The 18,714-nt window shown below is 38.3% G+C and carries 17 protein-coding genes; 8 read left to right on the forward strand and 9 right to left on the reverse strand.

All coding sequences use genetic code 11. The features are described 5' to 3' along the window. The first annotated feature begins 21 nt into the window (after positions 1 to 21). The 7 genes from cmk to plsY all read left to right on the forward strand — a co-directional run bounded on the left by cmk (position 22) and on the right by plsY (position 6,772). Entirely contained in the window at positions 22 to 684 is a 663-nt protein-coding gene (cmk, locus tag I6751_RS04455) for a (d)CMP kinase (protein ID WP_196591849.1), read from the forward strand. Between the two features lie 17 nt (positions 685 to 701). Next, positions 702 to 1,307, forward strand: a complete 606-nt coding sequence (locus I6751_RS04460; protein ID WP_196591850.1) for a lysophospholipid acyltransferase family protein — start codon at positions 702 to 704, stop codon at positions 1,305 to 1,307. 51 nt (positions 1,308 to 1,358) lie between these two features. Continuing rightward, a complete protein-coding gene (gene ispH, locus I6751_RS04465) occupies positions 1,359 to 2,189 on the forward strand; it encodes a 4-hydroxy-3-methylbut-2-enyl diphosphate reductase (RefSeq protein WP_196591851.1) in 831 nt (276 codons plus the stop codon). Next, positions 2,186 to 3,322, forward strand: a complete 1,137-nt coding sequence (gene rpsA / locus I6751_RS04470; protein ID WP_196591907.1) for a 30S ribosomal protein S1 — start codon at positions 2,186 to 2,188, stop codon at positions 3,320 to 3,322. The genes ispH and rpsA overlap by 4 nt, the downstream gene beginning before the upstream one ends. Positions 3,323 to 3,447: 125 nt before the next feature. After that, the gene (locus I6751_RS04475) at positions 3,448 to 4,830 is read left to right on the forward strand and encodes a DUF512 domain-containing protein (RefSeq protein WP_196591852.1); all 1,383 of its coding nucleotides are present in this window, start codon (positions 3,448 to 3,450) and stop codon (positions 4,828 to 4,830) included. 14 nt (positions 4,831 to 4,844) lie between these two features. Beyond that, positions 4,845 to 6,173 (forward strand): ribosome biogenesis GTPase Der, encoded by a 1,329-nt coding sequence (der, locus tag I6751_RS04480; RefSeq protein WP_182188497.1) that lies wholly within the window; start codon positions 4,845 to 4,847, stop codon positions 6,171 to 6,173. Next, positions 6,170 to 6,772, forward strand: coding sequence for a glycerol-3-phosphate 1-O-acyltransferase PlsY (plsY, locus tag I6751_RS04485; RefSeq protein WP_196591853.1), 603 nt, complete (start codon positions 6,170 to 6,172; stop codon positions 6,770 to 6,772). Before der ends, plsY begins: the two co-directional genes overlap by 4 nt. An 86-nt stretch (positions 6,773 to 6,858) precedes the next feature. On the opposite strand, the gene hfq is transcribed toward plsY, so the two are convergent. From hfq to I6751_RS04500, 3 genes are read right to left on the reverse strand one after another with little or no spacing between them, the layout of a single operon-like run. Continuing rightward, a complete protein-coding gene (gene hfq / locus I6751_RS04490; RefSeq protein WP_229711492.1) occupies positions 6,859 to 7,113 on the reverse strand; it encodes an RNA chaperone Hfq in 255 nt (84 codons plus the stop codon). Positions 7,114 to 7,165: 52 nt separating this feature from the next. Beyond that, entirely contained in the window at positions 7,166 to 8,119 is a 954-nt protein-coding gene (miaA, locus tag I6751_RS04495; protein ID WP_196591854.1) for a tRNA (adenosine(37)-N6)-dimethylallyltransferase MiaA, read from the reverse strand. Next, positions 8,113 to 8,790 (reverse strand): metal-dependent hydrolase, encoded by a 678-nt coding sequence (locus I6751_RS04500; RefSeq protein WP_182188500.1) that lies wholly within the window; start codon positions 8,788 to 8,790, stop codon positions 8,113 to 8,115. Before I6751_RS04500 ends, miaA begins: the two co-directional genes overlap by 7 nt. A gap of 113 nt (positions 8,791 to 8,903) precedes the next feature. On the opposite strand from I6751_RS04500, the gene I6751_RS04505 reads away from it, so the two are divergent. After that, positions 8,904 to 9,614, forward strand: a complete 711-nt coding sequence (locus tag I6751_RS04505; RefSeq protein ID WP_196591855.1) for a thiamine diphosphokinase — start codon at positions 8,904 to 8,906, stop codon at positions 9,612 to 9,614. Between the two features lie 102 nt (positions 9,615 to 9,716). On the opposite strand, the gene I6751_RS04510 is transcribed toward I6751_RS04505, so the two are convergent. From I6751_RS04510 to hisS, 6 genes are all read right to left on the reverse strand, one after another. After that, entirely contained in the window at positions 9,717 to 11,120 is a 1,404-nt protein-coding gene (locus I6751_RS04510) for an aminopeptidase (protein WP_196591856.1), read from the reverse strand. A 444-nt stretch (positions 11,121 to 11,564) separates the two neighbouring features. Next, on the reverse strand, positions 11,565 to 12,575 hold the full coding sequence (locus I6751_RS04515; RefSeq protein WP_196591857.1) for a tyrosine-type recombinase/integrase: 1,011 nt from the start codon (positions 12,573 to 12,575) through the stop codon (positions 11,565 to 11,567). 469 nt (positions 12,576 to 13,044) lie between these two features. Next, complete coding sequence (gene recG, locus I6751_RS04520) at positions 13,045 to 15,108, reverse strand: ATP-dependent DNA helicase RecG (RefSeq protein ID WP_330998633.1); 2,064 nt, start codon at positions 15,106 to 15,108, stop codon at positions 13,045 to 13,047. A gap of 17 nt (positions 15,109 to 15,125) precedes the next feature. Next, positions 15,126 to 15,515 (reverse strand): tRNA (N6-threonylcarbamoyladenosine(37)-N6)-methyltransferase TrmO, encoded by a 390-nt coding sequence (tsaA, locus tag I6751_RS04525; protein ID WP_196591858.1) that lies wholly within the window; start codon positions 15,513 to 15,515, stop codon positions 15,126 to 15,128. Positions 15,516 to 15,631: 116 nt separating this feature from the next. After that, complete coding sequence (aspS, locus tag I6751_RS04530; RefSeq protein WP_196591859.1) at positions 15,632 to 17,434, reverse strand: aspartate--tRNA ligase; 1,803 nt, start codon at positions 17,432 to 17,434, stop codon at positions 15,632 to 15,634. A gap of 2 nt (positions 17,435 to 17,436) precedes the next feature. Further along, positions 17,437 to 18,702: a histidine--tRNA ligase gene (gene hisS / locus I6751_RS04535; RefSeq protein ID WP_196591860.1), complete on the reverse strand. Its 1,266-nt coding sequence runs from the start codon at positions 18,700 to 18,702 to the stop codon at positions 17,437 to 17,439. Between the last annotated feature and the right edge of the window lie 12 nt (positions 18,703 to 18,714).

Raw genomic sequence — 18,714 nt, forward strand, 5'->3', positions numbered from 1 at the left:
TATAAGGTGAATGATAATCAGATGAATAACAGCAAAGTAATAGCTATTGACGGACCGGCTGGTGCAGGGAAAAGTACCGTTGCCCAATTGGTGGCCGCCAGACTCGGCTATACATATATAGATACGGGAGCCATGTATCGTGCGGTGGCGTGGAAAGTGCTTCAAGCTGATGATTTTGATTTTAAGGATGAATTTATTATACAAACAGCACAACATATGAATTTGATTTTACAATATATAGATGGCAGCACACGGGTGTTGGCCGACGGAGAAGATATCTCTGATAAACTGCGCGCGCCGGCGGTGAATAAGATAGTTTCGCAGGTCGCCAAACTGGGACCGGTACGGGAAAAAATGGTGGCTTTGCAGCGGGCAATGGCGCAAAATGGTGCTGTAGTAATGGATGGACGGGATATTGCCAGTAATGTCCTTCCTAATGCCGATATAAAGATATATCTGACAGCTTCAGTAGAAGAGCGGGCTCGGCGCCGCTTTATTGAAATGAAACAAAAAGGATATAATATTGATTTGGAACAGCTGAAATCAGAAATTGCCGCCAGAGATAAGGCCGACAGTGAACGTGCTATATCGCCGCTGATAAAGACTCCGGATGCATTTTTATTGGACAGTACGTCTATGACGATCGAAGCTGTGGTTGATAAAATATTGTCATTGATTTCATGATTTGGAGTGAGTGATTCTTGGAATTAGGCTATAATTTTTTACATTGTTTTTTTTATTTATTCTATAGGTCGTTATTTGCTGCGAAGGCTGTCAACAAGGAAAACGTACCTAATAAAGGCGGCGTAATAATAGCAGCCAATCACTTAAGTAATTGGGACCCGATGCTGATAAGCTGTTTTATTAAGAGACCTATTGGCTACATGGCTAAACAGGAATTATTTGATGTTCCTTTGTTAGGCAGTGCTCTGCGTACTTTTCATTCATTTCCGGTGCGGCGCGGCACTGTAGATCGTACTGCCATAAGAACAGCTATTAATAAATTAGTTTCTGGCGAATGTATGGGAGTATTTCCGGAAGGTCATCGCAGTAAAACCGGTGAGCTCCAACAGGCCGCTACAGGTGTGGCATTGATTGCAGCCAAAGCAGCAGTGCCGGTTATCCCCACAGCAGTGATCAACACAAATAAAATTTTTGGATCAGGCAGCTTTTTTCCAAAGGTTTGCGTAGCATACGGGAAGCCAATTTATTATACCAGTGCTTCCACGAATCGGGCTGAATTACAAAAATTTACCGATATGATTATGCATGAGATACAGAATTTGATAAATTCTTGCAAGACATGAGAAAATATTTATGTTATACTAAGAAAGATATTAAGTATAAATGGTGAATAAATGGAAATAGAATTGGCAGATCACATGGGATTTTGCTATGGTGTCAAACGGGCAATAAACTTAGCCCGGCATCAGGCAGGGAAAGACAGCCGGGTCGTGACGCTGGGACCTATCATTCATAATCCTCAGATGGTACAACAACTGGCTGACGAAGGTATTTTGTCAATAGATGATCTTGATGAAATTGACAGCGGTACTGTTATTATCCGTTCTCATGGCGTGGGGCCGGCAGTTTATAAAAAAGCTGCAGCCAAGGGGTTAAATGTTATTGATGCTACCTGTCCGCATGTGAAAAAGGCACAAATGGCAGCAAAATCTCTTGTTGATGAAGGTTATGAGGTTGTAATCATCGGCGAAAAGACACATCCGGAAGTAAAAAGTATCTTTGAATGGGCCGGTGAAAATGCTGTTATAATCGAAGATGAAGTTCAGGCTCGGCAGTTTCATTTTGTAAAAAAATTGGGAATTGTTGCCCAGACTACTTTTTCAGGTAATAAATTTAAGCAATTAGTGAATATCTTTATTGATAAATCTAATGATATAAAAGTATTGCGCACTATTTGCACAGCTACGGAACAAAGACAAAGTGCCGCAGAAAAGTTAGCTGCTAACGTTGATATGATGATTGTTATTGGCGGTAAAAATAGTGCTAATACTACGCGTCTGGCTGATTTGTGCTCAAAAAAATGTATAACGCATCATATAGAGACAGCAGATGAGCTGGATGTTGAATGGTTTCATAATATAGCAAAAATTGGTGTGACGGCAGGGGCTTCAACACCTGACTGGCTCATCAGGGAGGTATATATAAAGTGCAAGAACAAGATATGAAAAGCCTGCTGGAGGAAGAATCTATCAGGGACTTTGCTGAGAATGAAATAATAAAGGGAACGGTCATAATGGTTGATCGTGATGCTGCTTATGTAGATGTCGGTTATAAACAGGAAATACCGATTCCTAATAGGGAACTGGCTTATCCTACGCCGGAAACTGCTTCAGATGTGGTGAATGTCGGCGATGTCATTAACGTGTATGTTGTATATATGGGCGGTGAAAATGGTATGGTTTTATCAAAACGCCGTGCTGATGAAATGGCGGCATGGAACGATGCCCAACAGATTTTTGACGAAAAGAAAACTGTTACGATAAGAGTGACAAAGCTCATAAAGGGTGGGTTACTGGTGTCTTATGCCGGATTAAGAGGCTTTTTACCGGCTTCGCAAATTGAGCTTCATTTTATCAAGGATTTGGCCAGCTATGTTAAACAGGAAATGCCGGCGCGCATAATTGAAATAGACAGTAAGAAACAGCGTTTGATTTTTTCACATCGTGTTTTATTGGAAGAAGAACGTGATAAGAAACAAGCCGAACTGATGGCTTCCTTAAAAGAAGGTGAAATTTGCAAGGGTAAAGTTAAACGTGTGGTTGATTATGGTGCTTTTGTTGATTTAGGCGGCATGGATGGATTGGTACATATTTCTGATTTGTCATGGAATCATATAAAACATCCTTCTGATATTGTCACTGCCGGTGATGAAGTTGAGGTACTGATTAAAAATTTTGATCCGAAAACCAAACGCATTTCTTTAAGCATAAAAGATACTGTCCCTGATCCATGGTTTGCAAAAATCGAAAAATATTCAGTCGGTAATTATATTGTAGGCAAAATTGTAAAACTTGCTGATTTTGGTGCATTTATACAATTGGAAGAAGGACTTGACGGGTTGATTCGTATGCGCGAACTGTCAGAAAAGCATATTACTAAGGCTGATGAAGTAGTAAAAATAGGCGATGAAGTAAAAGCAAAAATTATTCATATTGATAAGGATAACAAAAAAATTGCTCTCAGCATTACGAGAGTCAAACAGGATGCTGATAAGGCTGAATTTGAACAATATCAGGAAAATCACGCTGAAGAAGATAAACCAGCAACTGTTGCTGATGCGGTAGAAGAAAAGAAATAATTTCGTTAAATTTACATTTAGCATTAAAAATACTCAGCTGTCATATAAAAAGGAGTAATGCCGTTGACATTACTCCTTTTTATATGATATTTTTGATATACGAATAATATTAAAGGAGTCAGCTAATGTCTCATAGTGGTAAAATAATAAAAGTAAATAAGGGTGGTTTAGCTGAAGAATTAGGACTGCTGGCCGGTGATTTGGTAATAGCAGTCAATGGGCGTAAACTTTCTGATATAATCGATTTGAGTTTTGCCTTTGCTGATGAAAGTATAGAACTCCTGATTGAGCATATTGACGGACAGCAAGAAACAATTGCGTTTGATAAAGACTATGATGAAGAATTAGGTGTTGAATTTGAATCGGCTGTATTCAATGGTATCCGTAATTGCGGCAATAAATGTTGTTTTTGTTTTGTTGATCAAATAGCTCCCGACATGCGCAGCAGTCTTTCAATTAAAGATGATGACTATCGGATGTCATTTTTGTATGGCAACTTTATTTCGATGACCAATATGGGACCACGGGATTTTGAACGTATTCATAAGCTTCATTTGTCACCGTTGTATTTGTCTATCCACACTACTAATCCACAATTGCGTGTTAAAATGATGCACAGCAAACGTGCTGCGCAGATTATGCAGCAGCTTGACATTTTGGATTCCATGGATATAAAGTATCATACACAGGTTGTTTTGTGCCCTGGTATCAATGATGGAGAGGAGCTGCATAAGACAGTCAGGGATATCGGTGAGCGGATTCCTCATGCTTTGAGTATTGCCGTTGTTCCTGTCGGTCTGACAAAATATCGCGAAGGATGCTATCCGCTTACAATGTTTGATCGGGAAAAAGCATTGGCAGTAATAAAATCAGTTGAAAACTGGCAGGATGAATTCAGGAAGAGGACAAATACTTCTTTTATTTATCTTAGTGATGAATTTTATCTGATGGCTGATTATCCATTCCCTGACAGTAAATATTATGATGGATTTCCTCAGCTTGATAATGGTATCGGTTTAAGTCGCAATTTTATTGATGAATGGAATATGCAATTGAAAAGTAATATGGAGCGGTCCTTTTCATATGATAGGGACTTATACTTGACTATTGTATGTGGTCAGTCTGCCGGGAAAGTTTTTGCCCCCTTGCTGGAAAGACTGCATATAAAAGGACTGCATATTAATCTTTTACCAGTGCAAAACGATTTTTTTGGACATGATATCACAGTGACCGGGCTTTTGACAGGACAGGATATATTAAAGGCATTACAACAGCAGGCTGGTACCTGTGATGGTGTCATATTACCTGCATCAGCACTGAGAACGGGTGAAGATGTATTTCTTGATGATTATTCCCTCCAGCAGATAAAAGATAGATACAATAAAGATATAAAAATGGCGACGGGTGCGGTCGTACTTTATCAGCTGCTCACTGATTGGTATGCTGTAAAAGATATACGTGAAAAAAATATTTATACATGGCAGAGTAATGCCGCATATATTAAATAAGGCAGGTGCATAATTTGAATAAACCAATAGTTGCTATAGTAGGGCGTCCGAACGTAGGAAAATCTACTCTGTTTAATCAAATCGGCAAAAGGCGTGTTTCAATAGTTGATGATTTTCCTGGTGTGACTCGTGACAGGATATATATGGATGCCGAATGGCTTAATAAACAATTTACTTTAATCGATACCGGTGGTATTGAACTTGAGGGACAGGATACTTTGTTATCCTCTATGCGGATTCAGGCAAAATTAGCTATTGAAGAAGCCGATGTCATAATCTTTTTGACAGATGGTCGGGCAGGAATTGTCAATGCTGATGAAGATATTGCCGATATATTGCGCAACACCAGAAAACCGGTTATAGTAGCTGTAAATAAAATTGATACACCTAAACAGGAAATGGACGTATATGAGTTTTATAATCTGGGGTTGGGCGAACCAACGCCGATAGGTGCATCAAATGCGCTCAATCTGGGTGATTTATTGGACCGGGTCACAGAGTCATTCGCTGATATAACCGATACTGCGGCTGAAGATCCTGATGAAATTCATATTGCGGTCATTGGCAGACCCAATGTGGGCAAATCATCATTAGTCAATGCTATGCTCGGACAAGACCGCGTAATTGTCAGCGATATACCGGGAACAACACGTGATGCCATTGATACTCATTTCAGTAAGGATGGCATAAAGTACACCCTTATTGATACGGCTGGTATGCGTCGTAAGGCCAGGATAGACGAACCAATCGAAAGATACAGTGTTATCCGTTCACTACGCGCAGTTGATCGCAGTGATGTAGTTCTTATGCTGATAAGTGGGCCGGATGGCGTAACCGAACAGGATAAAAAAATAGCCGGGTATGCCCATGAATCTGGTAAAGGCTGTATTTTGGTGGTTAATAAGTGGGATCTTGTTGAAAAAAATTCTAAGACACCATTGCATTTTACCGAAGATCTGCGTGATGAATTGGGTTTTTTACAGTATGCACCGGTAATTTACGTATCGGCTCTTACTAAGCAAAGGGTACATCGCATACCGGAACTTATAAAGTATGTGGCGGAGCAACAGCATATGCGCATACAGACAAGTGTTTTAAACCAGCTTATAATGGATGCTTTATCAGTTAATCCACCACCGGCTCATAAAGGTAAGCAATTGAAAATTTATTTCATGACTCAGGCAGACGTAAAACCACCTAAATTTATAATTTTTGTTAATGATCCTGAACTTATGCACTTTTCTTATTTGCGATTTATTGAAAATAAACTCAGAGAAAGTTTTGGCTTTGAGGGTACACCATTGAAATTAATTGTGAAGGGGAGAAAGGAAGATGATGAATGAATTATGTCATTATCATATTAGTCGGTTATCTTATTGGTTCAATACCTAGTGGATTATTAATCGGCAGGGCGATGTTTAATACTGATTTACGTCAATATGGCAGTCATAATATCGGCGCGACAAATGCCTGGCGTATATTGGGAAGAAAAGCCGGATTAATTGTTTTTGTTCTTGATTTTTTAAAAGGGGCTGTAAGCGTTTTATTTGCTATGTTTATTGGTTCCGGAGCTGGATTGCCGGCAACACCGCTTGTTTTGATTTTAGGTGGAATAATGGCTATTGTCGGACATTCCTGCTCAATATTTCTTTCATTTAAAGGGGGTAAGGGAGTAGCTACAGGATTAGGTGTAATAACTATGCTGATGCCTCAGGCTGCTGTGTGTGCGTTTATTTTGTGGCTTATTATTGTACTTATCACCCACTATGTATCACTAGCTTCTATGATAGCTGCTGTATCAGTTCCGCTGCAGGCCTATTATTGGGATAAATCATGGGAATATGTAATTTTTGGTATATTGGCAGCGGCTTTTGTTGTATATAGACATAAAGCCAATATTTTTCGTTTAATGAATGGCAGTGAATCCAAAATACATTTCTAATTATGTTTACGTGGCAGATTGTATAAAATAAAAAACCAGAAAACAGTATTATCGCTGTTCTCTGGTTTTTTATTTTATATAGGTTCTTATTGCGAAATTTCTTCTGAAACCTTTTTTTCCGGTACATAATTCATAGTCAATGTTTTGAAAGGGATAATTGTGGAAATTGCATGCTTATACACTAACTGCTGTTTACCATTGGTATCTAAAATAACCGTAAAATTATCAAATCCGGTCACATTGCCGCGCAGCTGGAACCCATTGACTAAATAAATAGTAACACTTATATTTTCTTTGCGTGCCTGGTTCAAAAAAGCGTCCTGCAGATTAATTGCCTTCACTGAATTTTCCTCCCAAATTTCAACTACAATTATGTTAATTATAATTGAATTTTTATCTATAGTCAAATTTTTCTTGTACTAGAGCATAAGTTTTTCCCAATAATTCGTCTAAGGATAGATTATCGATTTCGAGCCAGTTTATATAAGGCATTTTGCGGTACCAGGTAAGCTGTCGTTTGGCAAAATGTCTTGTAGCAGTTTTTATTTGTTCCACAGCAGTTTCCAAGGTGATTTTATTTTGCAGATATTCAGTCAGCTGACGGTAGCCAATGGCCTGCATAGACTGTGCCTGAGGACTGACACCGTCTCGGAGCAGTTTTTTTGTTTCAGTCAGCCATCCTTCCGTCATCATTATGTCAACACGTTTATTTATTCGTTTATATAAATCAGCTCTATGGCGATTTAAACCAATTACTAAAGCATTATAAAACAAGTCATCATTGCCTGTGGTAAATTTTTGCCGGGAAATAGTTTCTTTGTTATATTTGTAGACTTCTAAGGCACGTATTATTCGACGAAAATTATTTATATGCAGGCGGGCAGCTGTTTGAGGAGCTGCGTCACGCAGTAGGGAAAACACATATAACCGCCCGCGCTTTAGTGCTAAATTTTCAAGATAAGCACGGTATTGAGGGTCCTCCGGTGCGGCATTAAACTGGTAACCTTCAATCAATGATTTTATATAAAGACCTGTACCACCGGCAATTATTGGTAATTTATTGACATTGTTCAATCGTTTTATCAAAGCAGCTGATTTATCGCAAAACATTGTGACATTGAATACATCACCGGGATCGAGTATATTTATTAAGTGATGCGGTACCGCAGCTAATTCAGCCGCGGTAGGTTTAGCTGTTCCAATATTAAGCCCGCGATAAACCAGCATGGAATCACCGGAAATTATTTCCGTGTTTAATTTTTGTGCCAGTTTTAAACTTAATGCTGTTTTTCCGACGGCTGTCGGACCTAATATAATAATGACTGGTGCTTTACCGGCAGTTACCATTTAGTAAGTTCCAATGATTTTCCCGGTTCTACTATATGGACATCAACAGCAATCAGACTTTCGGCAATTTGTTTGAAAAGTTTGGGATCCTGTCGAATAGCCGGCCATGTGTTATAATGAACAGGAATGACATTATGCGCTTTTAACAATTGTACAGATCGGGCTGCATCTTCCTTGCCCATTGTAAAATTATCACCGATTGGTAAAATAGCATAATCAATTTTTTCTTTGGCACCGATAATCTGCATATCAGAAAATAGTGCCGTATCACCGGAATAGTAAACAGTCGGACCTTTTTTGAAATTTATGACAAAACCGCAGGCTATACCGCCGGCTGTACCACAACTGTGAATGGCAAGTGTCATACGCACCATACCAAAGGGGAAAGAATGTGAACCGCCGATATTCATACCATAGGTATTTGCAGTCTTACCACATAGCTTCAATACTTCAGGTATGGCAATTATTGTTGCACCGGTTCTTGCTGCAATTGCCGGTGCGTCGCCCAAGTGATCAAAATGAGCGTGACTGACTAGTATATATTGACAATCTATATCTTCCGGCTTAACTTTGGTCAAAGGATTATCAGTGAAAAAGGGATCCACTAAAATTATGTTATTTTCTGTGGTCAAAGAAAAACAGGAATGTCCATAAAAATTAAATTTTACCATCAAAAAACCTCCATTCGGGCTTTAAAAAAAATTTCTTATCATTAGCATTACGCATAAAATGATAAAATCCTGCTAAATTTTATATTAAGTTTATTTTAAGATGAGGTGATATAATGATATATAAATTATCATTGCCGGAAATATTAGTTTCATATGAGACGAGTTCAGCAACAACCAATAAATTATTGCTGATAAGCGGTGGACGGGCGCCTGAATCAGCGTGGCTCCAAAGTGTGTCCAGACAGCGAATCATTTATTGCGCAGATCATGGTATCGATATCTGTCGGCATTCCGGGGTGATGCCTGACTATATACTTGGTGATGGAGACAGCGCAGCTGTAGATAATTGGCAGTGGGCAAAAAAAAGTAACATTCCCTTGGCTGAGTATCCGGTTGACAAAAATCTTACTGACACACAGCTGGCTCTGCAGGTGATTGCAGAAAAATATCATCAAAATGATATAGTCATCACCGGTGCATGGGGCGGCAGGTTTGATCATTTATACAGCAGTATATTTTCCTCAGCATCATTGGCTGCGCAAAACAATATTATCTGTGCTGCCGATGAAAAAGAAACCCTGTTATACTTACAAAATGGTACTTTACAAGTTAAATGCCACAGCATGCCGATAAGTATATCACTTTTACCATTAAGCACCGTATGCGAGGCAGTAGACATCAATGGCGTAAAATGGCCGCTGCATAAAGTCGTTCTGCAGCAATACTGGCCATATGCTATCAGTAATGTTTTGCAGAAAGATTCGGTTCTTGAAGTAACAGTGGGCAAGGGATTACTTGGAATATATTTTTGCTGGAGCGTATAACAGATAAATTCCATTAAATCACGTTTTATTTAGTATTGCCAAATAATTTACAAATAAAATACCCGCTTGTCGGCGAGTATTTTATTGCGGTAGAGGATTATATCAGGCTTCTGCTAAAAATGCACTGTAACCTTTCTTGGTTTCATAAACATCAATTTTACTGGTCACTTCCCATGGAGCATGCATATTAAGTACTGCTACACCGCTGTCAATGACCTGCATGCCATACAAGGCCATGATATAAGCGATAGTACCGCCACCGCCTAAATCAACACGACCCAGCTCAGAAAATTGAATATTTACTTTATGTTTATCCATCATGGCACGGATTTCACCCAAATATTCAGCATTGGCATCATTGGAGCCGGATTTACCGCGGGCTCCGGTGAATTTATTAAAGGCCATCCCTTTTCCCAAATAGGCAATATTTTTTTTGTCATAGGCAGATGCATACAGAGCATCATATGCAGATGTGACATCAGAGGAAAGCATCTTGGAATTTGCCAGGCAGCGTCGCATATTAAGCTCAGTGTATGTACCCAATAAATTCATGACTTCTGCTAAAGTGTTTTCAAAAAATTTTGATTGCATGCCGGTGGCGCCGACACTGCCGATTTCTTCTTTATCAACTAAAAGACAGCATGCTGTCTTTTTGACATTTTTGGTTTCTAATATTGCTGCCAATGACGTATAAGCACAAACACGGTCGTCCTGTCCGTAAGAGATTATCATGCTGCGGTCTATTCCCAGCTCTCTGGCAGCCCCAGCTGGAACAACTTCCAACTCTGCTGACAGAAAATCATTTTCTTCAGTGCCATAGGTTTTTTTCAATATATTGAGTACATTGGCTTTTACTGCGTCTTTTTCTTCATCCTTCAGCGGCAGAGAACCTACTAAAACATCAAGCGATTCACCGGTGATTACTTCAGCAGCTTTTTTTGTCATTTGTTCCTGAGCAAGATGAATAAGAAGGTCTGTTACGCAAAAGACAGGGTCATCTGCTTTTTCACCAATGACAACATTCACAACAGTGCCGTCTTTTTTGACAATTACACCGTGTATTGCCAAAGGCATTGTCACCCATTGGTATTTTTTAATACCGCCATAATAATGTGTATCGAGATAAGAAAGACCGCCATCTTCATAAAGCGGATTTTGCTTTAAGTCAAGACGGGGACTGTCAATATGTGCTCCTAAAATCGTCATGCCATTTTCTAATGGATCACTGCCTATATTAAACATTACTACCGATTTTTTCATGCAGACTGCATACACTTTATCACCTGCATGAAGTGAACCGTCAGCTGCGATTATTGACCGCAGATCCCTATAACCTTTTTCTTCAGCCTGCTTGATTATTTCCTGTACACATTCTCGTTCGGTTTTACCAACAGTGAGAAATTTACGGTAATTGTCACAAAGTAGTTGAAGATTTTCCTTTTCTTTTTTGTTATATTTTTCCCATATGGATTTTTTATTATCTTTTTTATTTTCTTCTTTTGCCATATTTGTTTATCCTTTCAGTTTTATTATAGTTTCATTATACTATTCATTAATTTATCTGGCAATCATAAATCTTACTATTTAAGTAAGCAATCATACAAACAGCACTTTTATAAATCATTTAATTTGTTTACTAAAAGGATAAGTGTCTGTTACATTAATGAAAGACGGCTAATTATTCATATAGTTATAAAATAAAAATGATTATGATTATATGCGTCAGCCACTTATCATAGCATCGTCATGATAATTTTCAGAATTGTTTCTTTTATACACTTTTTAACTTATGAAAATATAAATAGTCTAATAATATTTTATATCTATAAGTTCTGATTGTTATTAATAAATGAAATCCTTAAATAATAAATGACTATAAATATTTATTATTATTTTTACTATTATAAATACGAATATAGATATTATTGAATAATTAATATCAAATAATATCTATATGTTGTTATTTAGTCTAATGTCAGACGTATAACGATTATCCATTTGACTAAATACATGAGCATATTTGCTAGTTATATTTATATCACTATGGCGCAGAACCTGTTTCACTATCTGTAAATCCTTGGTCGTGCTGTACAATAGGGTACCACAGGTATGGCGCAGCATATGGCAGCTAATACCGGCTTTTTTAAATCCGGCAATTTCCAGCCATTTATCGATGCTGCGGCGAATACTGCGCCGATTCATCCGGCCCCCTTTATTTCTATTGCCAAGGGCAGTAAACACTGGCTCACCATATGGATCTTTTTTTTGTTTATCGGCATAACGTAGTTTTATATATTGCTTTAAATATGTCATAACATCATGGCGCGGATAAATAAAGTCATTGTGTCCCTTGCCATGTATATAAATAGTTTTTACCTGCCAGTCAACATCAGCTACCGACATGCGGTATACTTCAACTGTGCGCAATCCTTCCAGTGCCATAAGCATGATCATTGCTTTGTCACGAATGTTTTCAACGTTTTTTCCGTCATCAGTAATCACATTAAGTAAATGTTCCAGCTGCGCTGCCTGCAAAAATTTTAGAGGTGAAATGTCATTGGGTTCATAGGCCTTTACACCGATGCCATCAGTAGGATTTTCTGCCAGAAGTTTCAGTTTCACAGCCACATTGTAAAATTGTCTGACAGCATTGAGCTTGCTCTTAATACTTCCCTTTTTCATTTTTAACTGGACCAGCATATCCCGGTAATAAGTGAACTCATATTCGGTTATTTTGAGCGGGTGGCGCTTGTTATAGCGACACCATTGCAGATAGTTATCAATAGCTGAATAATAGTTGCGCAAAGTATCCGGAGAAGGTTCACCATGAGATAGATAACGTTCTAAAAGTTTTTTGTAATTTAAGATAAAAGTGTTATCATTTATTTCATATTCCGGAATGAAATCAGGAATAGTCATGAATTTGTTAGAATCGGTAGATATTTTTGCTAAGTTTTTCATTGTAAATCCCTTTTTCTTAATGGATTTTTCCACTTCCTAAGTCCTATTTTTTATGAAGTAGGACTTAGAAGATTAACTTAATTATATCATATATAATTAAGCGTAGTAAAATATTTTTTAAAATAGACTGCATATAATTCTAATTTGTTTAGAATTATATGCAGGGATAGGATTATATTAAAATTAAAAATTTCAGTAAAAAAACTACCTCTAAAAATCGATTTTAAGCAATTTAAAATCGATCGGTAATATCAATACATTAATAAATAATTAAAACAGTTGCTGCTTAAATACAGGCCTAATAGTGATGATTACTAATATTTTTATAATAAAAAGTTAATATTATTTAGTAGTGATTATGATATGATTAGAACTATTTGATGATATTATATTTTTAACAAAATATTGTCCAATAAATATTAAGTATTAAACATCTGCAAAGTTCATTAATATTTAATATTTGATGATGTTACGTATCAAATATTTTGAAAAAATTATTTTTATATTGTAATTTTATGGTTTCAATTATTGCAGCAATATTATTTTGTGTATGACACCATTGTTCAGCTTCATTACGCGCATTTAACAGAATGTCTGTATCGTTTAAAACATCGGCAATTTTTAAATCAGGCAAACCATGCTGCATTGTACCAAAGAATTGTCCGGGACCTCTGAGTTGTAAATCTGCTTCAGCAAGTTTAAAACCATCGTTGACTTTTTCCATCAAAGTCAATCTTTGCTTTGATTTGTCACTTTTGTTGTCAGATAAAAGTATACAGTAAGAATTATAAGGACCTCGGCCAATTCTTCCTCTTAATTGGTGAAGTTGAGCCAGGCCAAAACGGTCAGCTCCTTCTATCACCATTATAGATGCATTAGGTACGTTTACTCCAACTTCGATTACGGTGGTTGAAACTAAAAGCTTTATTTTATTGGTAAAAAAATCATTCATTATTTGTTCTTTGTTTTTCGTATTTAATTTACCGTGTAATAAGGCACAAGAAGTATTTTTAAAAACAGTATGAGTAAGTTCCTCATAAACTGCTTCTGCCGAGACGGCAACAACATTTTCTGAAGTTTCAATTAAAGGACAAACAACATAAGCTTGTCTCCCTGCATTTATTTGCTGGTAGACAAATTTGTATATTTTATCTCGAGCGGACTTTGTCCGTAAAAAAGTCCTTATTGGCTTTCTGCCCGGTGGCAGATGCTTTATTGAAGATATATCAAGATCGCCATATACAGTAAGTGTCATTGTTCGTGGTATAGGTGTGGCTGTCATAACCAGTACATCGGGGGTATATGAAGCTTTGGTTTCTAAACGGGCTCTTTGTTCGATACCAAATCTATGCTGTTCATCAGTCACGACAAATCCCAGTTTTGCAAAAATAACTTTGTCTTGGATTAAAGCATGTGTACCGATGATTATCTGCCATTCTCCGGTGGCTATTTTTCCCAATGCATCTTCATGTTCCTTGGATGAAAGACTGCCGGTCAGTAATCCGACTTTTATATCCAATTTTGTTAAAGTCCGGCAAAAATTTACAAAATGTTGTTTTGCTAATATTTCGGTCGGTGCCATAAGAGCTCCTTGATAACCATTTTCAATTGTTTTAACCAAGGCAAGTAATGCAATGACAGTCTTACCCGAACCTACATCACCTTGCAGGAGCCGCTGCATTGGAATAGGGGATTCCATGTCATGACAGATTTCCCGCCAGACATTCTGCTGATCAATAGTAAGCTTAAAGGGCAGCTGCTGATATAATTTGTTTGTAAGATTACTGTTTGCCAGATAACGTATGCCGCGTCGATTTTGGCTATTGATTTTGCGGCGATAAATCAGGCCGCATTGCATGATAAAAAGTTCCTCAAAAATCAGCATACGGCGAGCAGCTGTTATTTCATCTTTATTTTGTGGCTGATGAATATATCGCAGTGCAGTTTTTTTATCTACCAATTTATACCTAGTCCTTATTGAGAGAGGCAGCGCACAAGGAACTTTTTGCAGATCAGTTAATACTGTGCTGATGATCTGTCGGAAAAATTTTGGCTTTATGGTTTCCGGCAGGGTATATAAGGGCAAAAATTTACATTCTACTTCATTATTTTCTAATACTGAATATGAAGCTACCTGATTGATTGTCATATGGCCATAACCACCATAAGCATAGTCAGCCTTACCTCTGATAAATATATTACTGCCGATTTTTAAGGTTTTTTTAATAAATGGTTGATTAAACCAGATGATTTGAATAGTTGCGCTGTCATCTGCCAATAGAGCAGTTGTAATTTTCATGCCGCGACGTGATACCTTTTCCTGAATGTTCAGCATCCGTCCCGTTATATTTACTAAAGTGCCGGCATTGACCATGCTGATTGGTGTTAATTCGCTTTGATCACTGTAGCGTTTAGGGTAGTATGTTAAAAGGTCATAGATATTTTCAATGCCAATTTTTTTTAAAGCTTTAGATTTTTGTGGTCCAATACCTTTTAAATATTGGATATTTTGTTTAAGGTCCATTATCATCACCCTGGCTGTTTGATAAATTAGCTTATTACTGGTTTTATGTCGAGCACCGGAGTGCCATCCAGCATATCAATACCGGTAAAATATATAGTGTTATTTTCTATTTTTGTTATTTTTACTTCAGATATTCCGATATGATTAGGCCGATGTGGTGAACGAATAGAAAAAACACCAGTGATTTTATCACTCTGGCAGGGTTTTTGCAGAAGAGGAGCTTCAGTTGATTGATGAAAGTAAAATATAATCAATATTTTACTTCCGCAGGTAAGACCTTGCAGTCCATCTTTATAGTCATCCAATAATTTCAGACGTGCTTGTTTTTCCGGTGCATAGATACTTTGGCGTGGTATTTCTGCGGTATTTTTAAATTCAGATTCGATAAGGCCGATGGGTCTGACAGTAATTTCCATAATAGATTTTCCTTTCGTCTTGTCTGGGGTGCTGTTATTTAAAAATGTCCATTATTACAATGATTAATAGGAAAATTGAAATAAGTACCGTAAAATTCATACGGTACTTATCAATATTAATCTTCTTTATGTTTTTTGCCAGCAATAGTGGTTTTTATTGAAAGCTCACGCAGCTGTTTGTTATCGACATCAGAAGGTGCCTGGGTCATAAGGCAGGAGGCGCTTTGTGTTTTTGGAAAAGCGATGACGTCACGGATCGAATCACATTTTGCCATGAGCATGACAAGACGATCCAGACCAAATGCCAATCCTCCGTGCGGTGGAGTGCCATATTGGAAAGCATCCAGCATGAAACCGAATTTACTGCGAGCTTGTTCAGGTGTGAGTCCGATGGCTTCAAATACTTTTTCTTGTAAGTCACTATTATAGATACGCAGACTACCGCCGCCGATTTCGGTACCGTTCAGGACCATATCATATGCTTTAGCTTTTACTCTGCCGGGATCCGTTAAGAGATACTGAACATCTTCATCACAAGGAGCAGTAAACGGATGGTGCATTGCCTTCCAGCGATTTTCATTTTCATCGTATTCAAACATTGGAAAGTCAATTACCCATAGGAAAGATAACTTATCGGGGTCAATAAGATTTCTGCGACGAGCCATTTCTAGCCGCAAAGCTCCAAGAGCCTGAGCGACGATCAGCGGTTTATCGGCAACAACCAGCAATAAGTCACCAGTTTTAGCTCCGACAGCCGATTTTATTTTGGCAAAAATTTCTTCTGAATAGAATTTTTTAAATGGTGATTTTATTTCTGTTTCAGTATATTGAATCCAGGCTAATCCTTTAGCACCATAAGTTTTAACATATTCAACCAAACCGTCCAATTCACGACGTGGTATATTAGCATATCCTGCTACATTGATGACTTTAACCTGTCCGCCGTTTTGCAGAACGGATTCAAATACCTTGAACTGGGAACCGCGCACATACTCGGAAATATCCATGAGTTCCATACCAAAACGCATATCTGGTTTGTCTGAACCAAATCTATCCATAGCATCCTGCCATGTCATGCGTAAAAATGGACCGGGAACCTTAGCACCAATGGCTTTATCGAAAAGTTCAACGATCATGTTTTCCATTGTGTTTAGAATATATTCCTGATCGACAAAGGACATTTCCACATCAAGCTGAGTAAATTCTGGCTGACGGTCAGCACGCAAATCTTCATCACGAAAACAGCGGACAATCTGAAAATATTTTTCATAACCGGCCAGCATCAGTATTTGTTTAAAAATCTGTGGTGATTGGGGCAGAGCATAAAATTTACCCGGATTTAAACGACTCGGTACTAAAAAGTCACGGGCACCTTCCGGTGTGCTTTTTGTAAGCATCGGAGTTTCGATTTCCAAAAAATCGTTCCTGTCAAAATAATCGCGCATTATTTTGGTAACGCGATGACGCAGAATGATATTTTTTTGCATTTCCGGACGACGTAAATCGAGATAACGGTATTTTAAACGCAGTGTTTCATCAGTATCAATGTTGTCCTGAATGTAAAAGGGCGGTGTTTTAGAAATATTCAGTATCCTGAGCTCTTCGCAGTATATTTCAACTTCACCAGTCTGCATATGAGGGTTGATGGTATCTGTGGAACGCAGCGAAACCTTGCCACGGACAGCTATGACGTATTCTGAACGCAGTGATTCTGCTTTTGGAAAAGTATCCTTGCCCATCTTATCTTCAGCGTAGACTGTTTGTACAAGTCCGGAGCGATCACGCAGATCAACAAATATTAATCCACCATGGTCACGGCGCCGAGAAACCCAGCCGCATACGACTACTTCCTTTCCTACGTCAGCCTTGCTGATTTTTCCGCAATGATGTGTGCGGGGCATTCCTTCTAATGTTTCCATTATTATTTATTCACCTCAAAAATTAACTTATCTATTAATGTATCAAATGGAATTTCCATTTGTTCACTATCTTTCATATTGCGTACGGATGCGATATTTTTGGATAATTCATCATCACCGATGATAACAGTGTACTTGGCTCCGCTTTTATTGGCCTGTTTCATTTGAGACTTCATGCTGCGGCCAGCATAATCCATCGATGCTGCTATATTGCTGTCACGTAATTGATGGAGTAATTTGAAGGCTGGCTGCGTAGCATTTTCACCCATTGCCACGATAAATACATCACAAGTATTTTTTTGGGCCGGCAAAAGATGCTGCGTTTCCAGTGCCAGCAGAATGCGTTCTAATCCGGTTGCAAATCCAACAGCAGGTGTTGGAGCACCGCCGCATTCTTCAATGAGTCCATCATAGCGGCCTCCGCCTAAAACAGCACTTTGAGCTCCCAGAGGTGTATATTTGAATTCAAAAGCAGTCTTGGTATAATAGTCAAGGCCGCGTACTAAACGTGGATCTAAAGCGTATTCTACACCAATTGCTGTAAGATGGCGCTGCAGCTGTGCAAAGTGTTCGGAACATTCATCACACAGACTACCGGTTATTGCCGGAGCTCCTATTGACAATTCCCTGCAGTGTGGATTTTTGCAATCAAGTATTCGCAGGGGATTGCGATTAAAGCGTGATTGGCAGTCTTCACATAATTCATCAAATTTATCTTTGAAAAAAGCCTGTAATTTCTTTCGATATACAGGCCGGCACTTAGGGCAACCTACCGAGTTTATCTTTAGCTTGATATCGTTTAAACCAATTTGATTTAAGAGGCTGGCACCAAGCTTTATCACTTCAGCATCAATTAATGGATTTTGTTCTCCGATAGCTTCGACGCCAAACTGATGAAATTCACGGTAGCGGCCGGCCTGTGGTTTATCATAGCGAAACATTGAACCAATATAAAATAACTTGGTAATATTACCATCGGCATATAATTTGTTCTGCAGGTAAGCCCGAACGGCTGAAGCAGTATTTTCCGGGCGTAATGTAATGCTGCGTCCGCTTCTATCAGAAAATGTGTACATTTCTTTTTCAACAACATCAGTAGTTTCACCTATGCCGCGCAGAAATAATTCTGTATGTTCAAACATAGGCGTGCGTATTTCTTCAAAACCGAATACAGTACATAAGCGGCGTATTTTTTCTTCCAGATAACGCCACTCGTGAACAGTACCCGGTAAAATATCCTTTGTACCGCGTGGAATAGTTGTCAGCATTAATATCTCTCC

It is taken from the genome of Pectinatus frisingensis (assembly GCF_015732285.1).
In the GTDB taxonomy this organism is placed as follows: Bacteria; Bacillota; Negativicutes; order Selenomonadales; family Selenomonadaceae; genus Pectinatus; species Pectinatus frisingensis.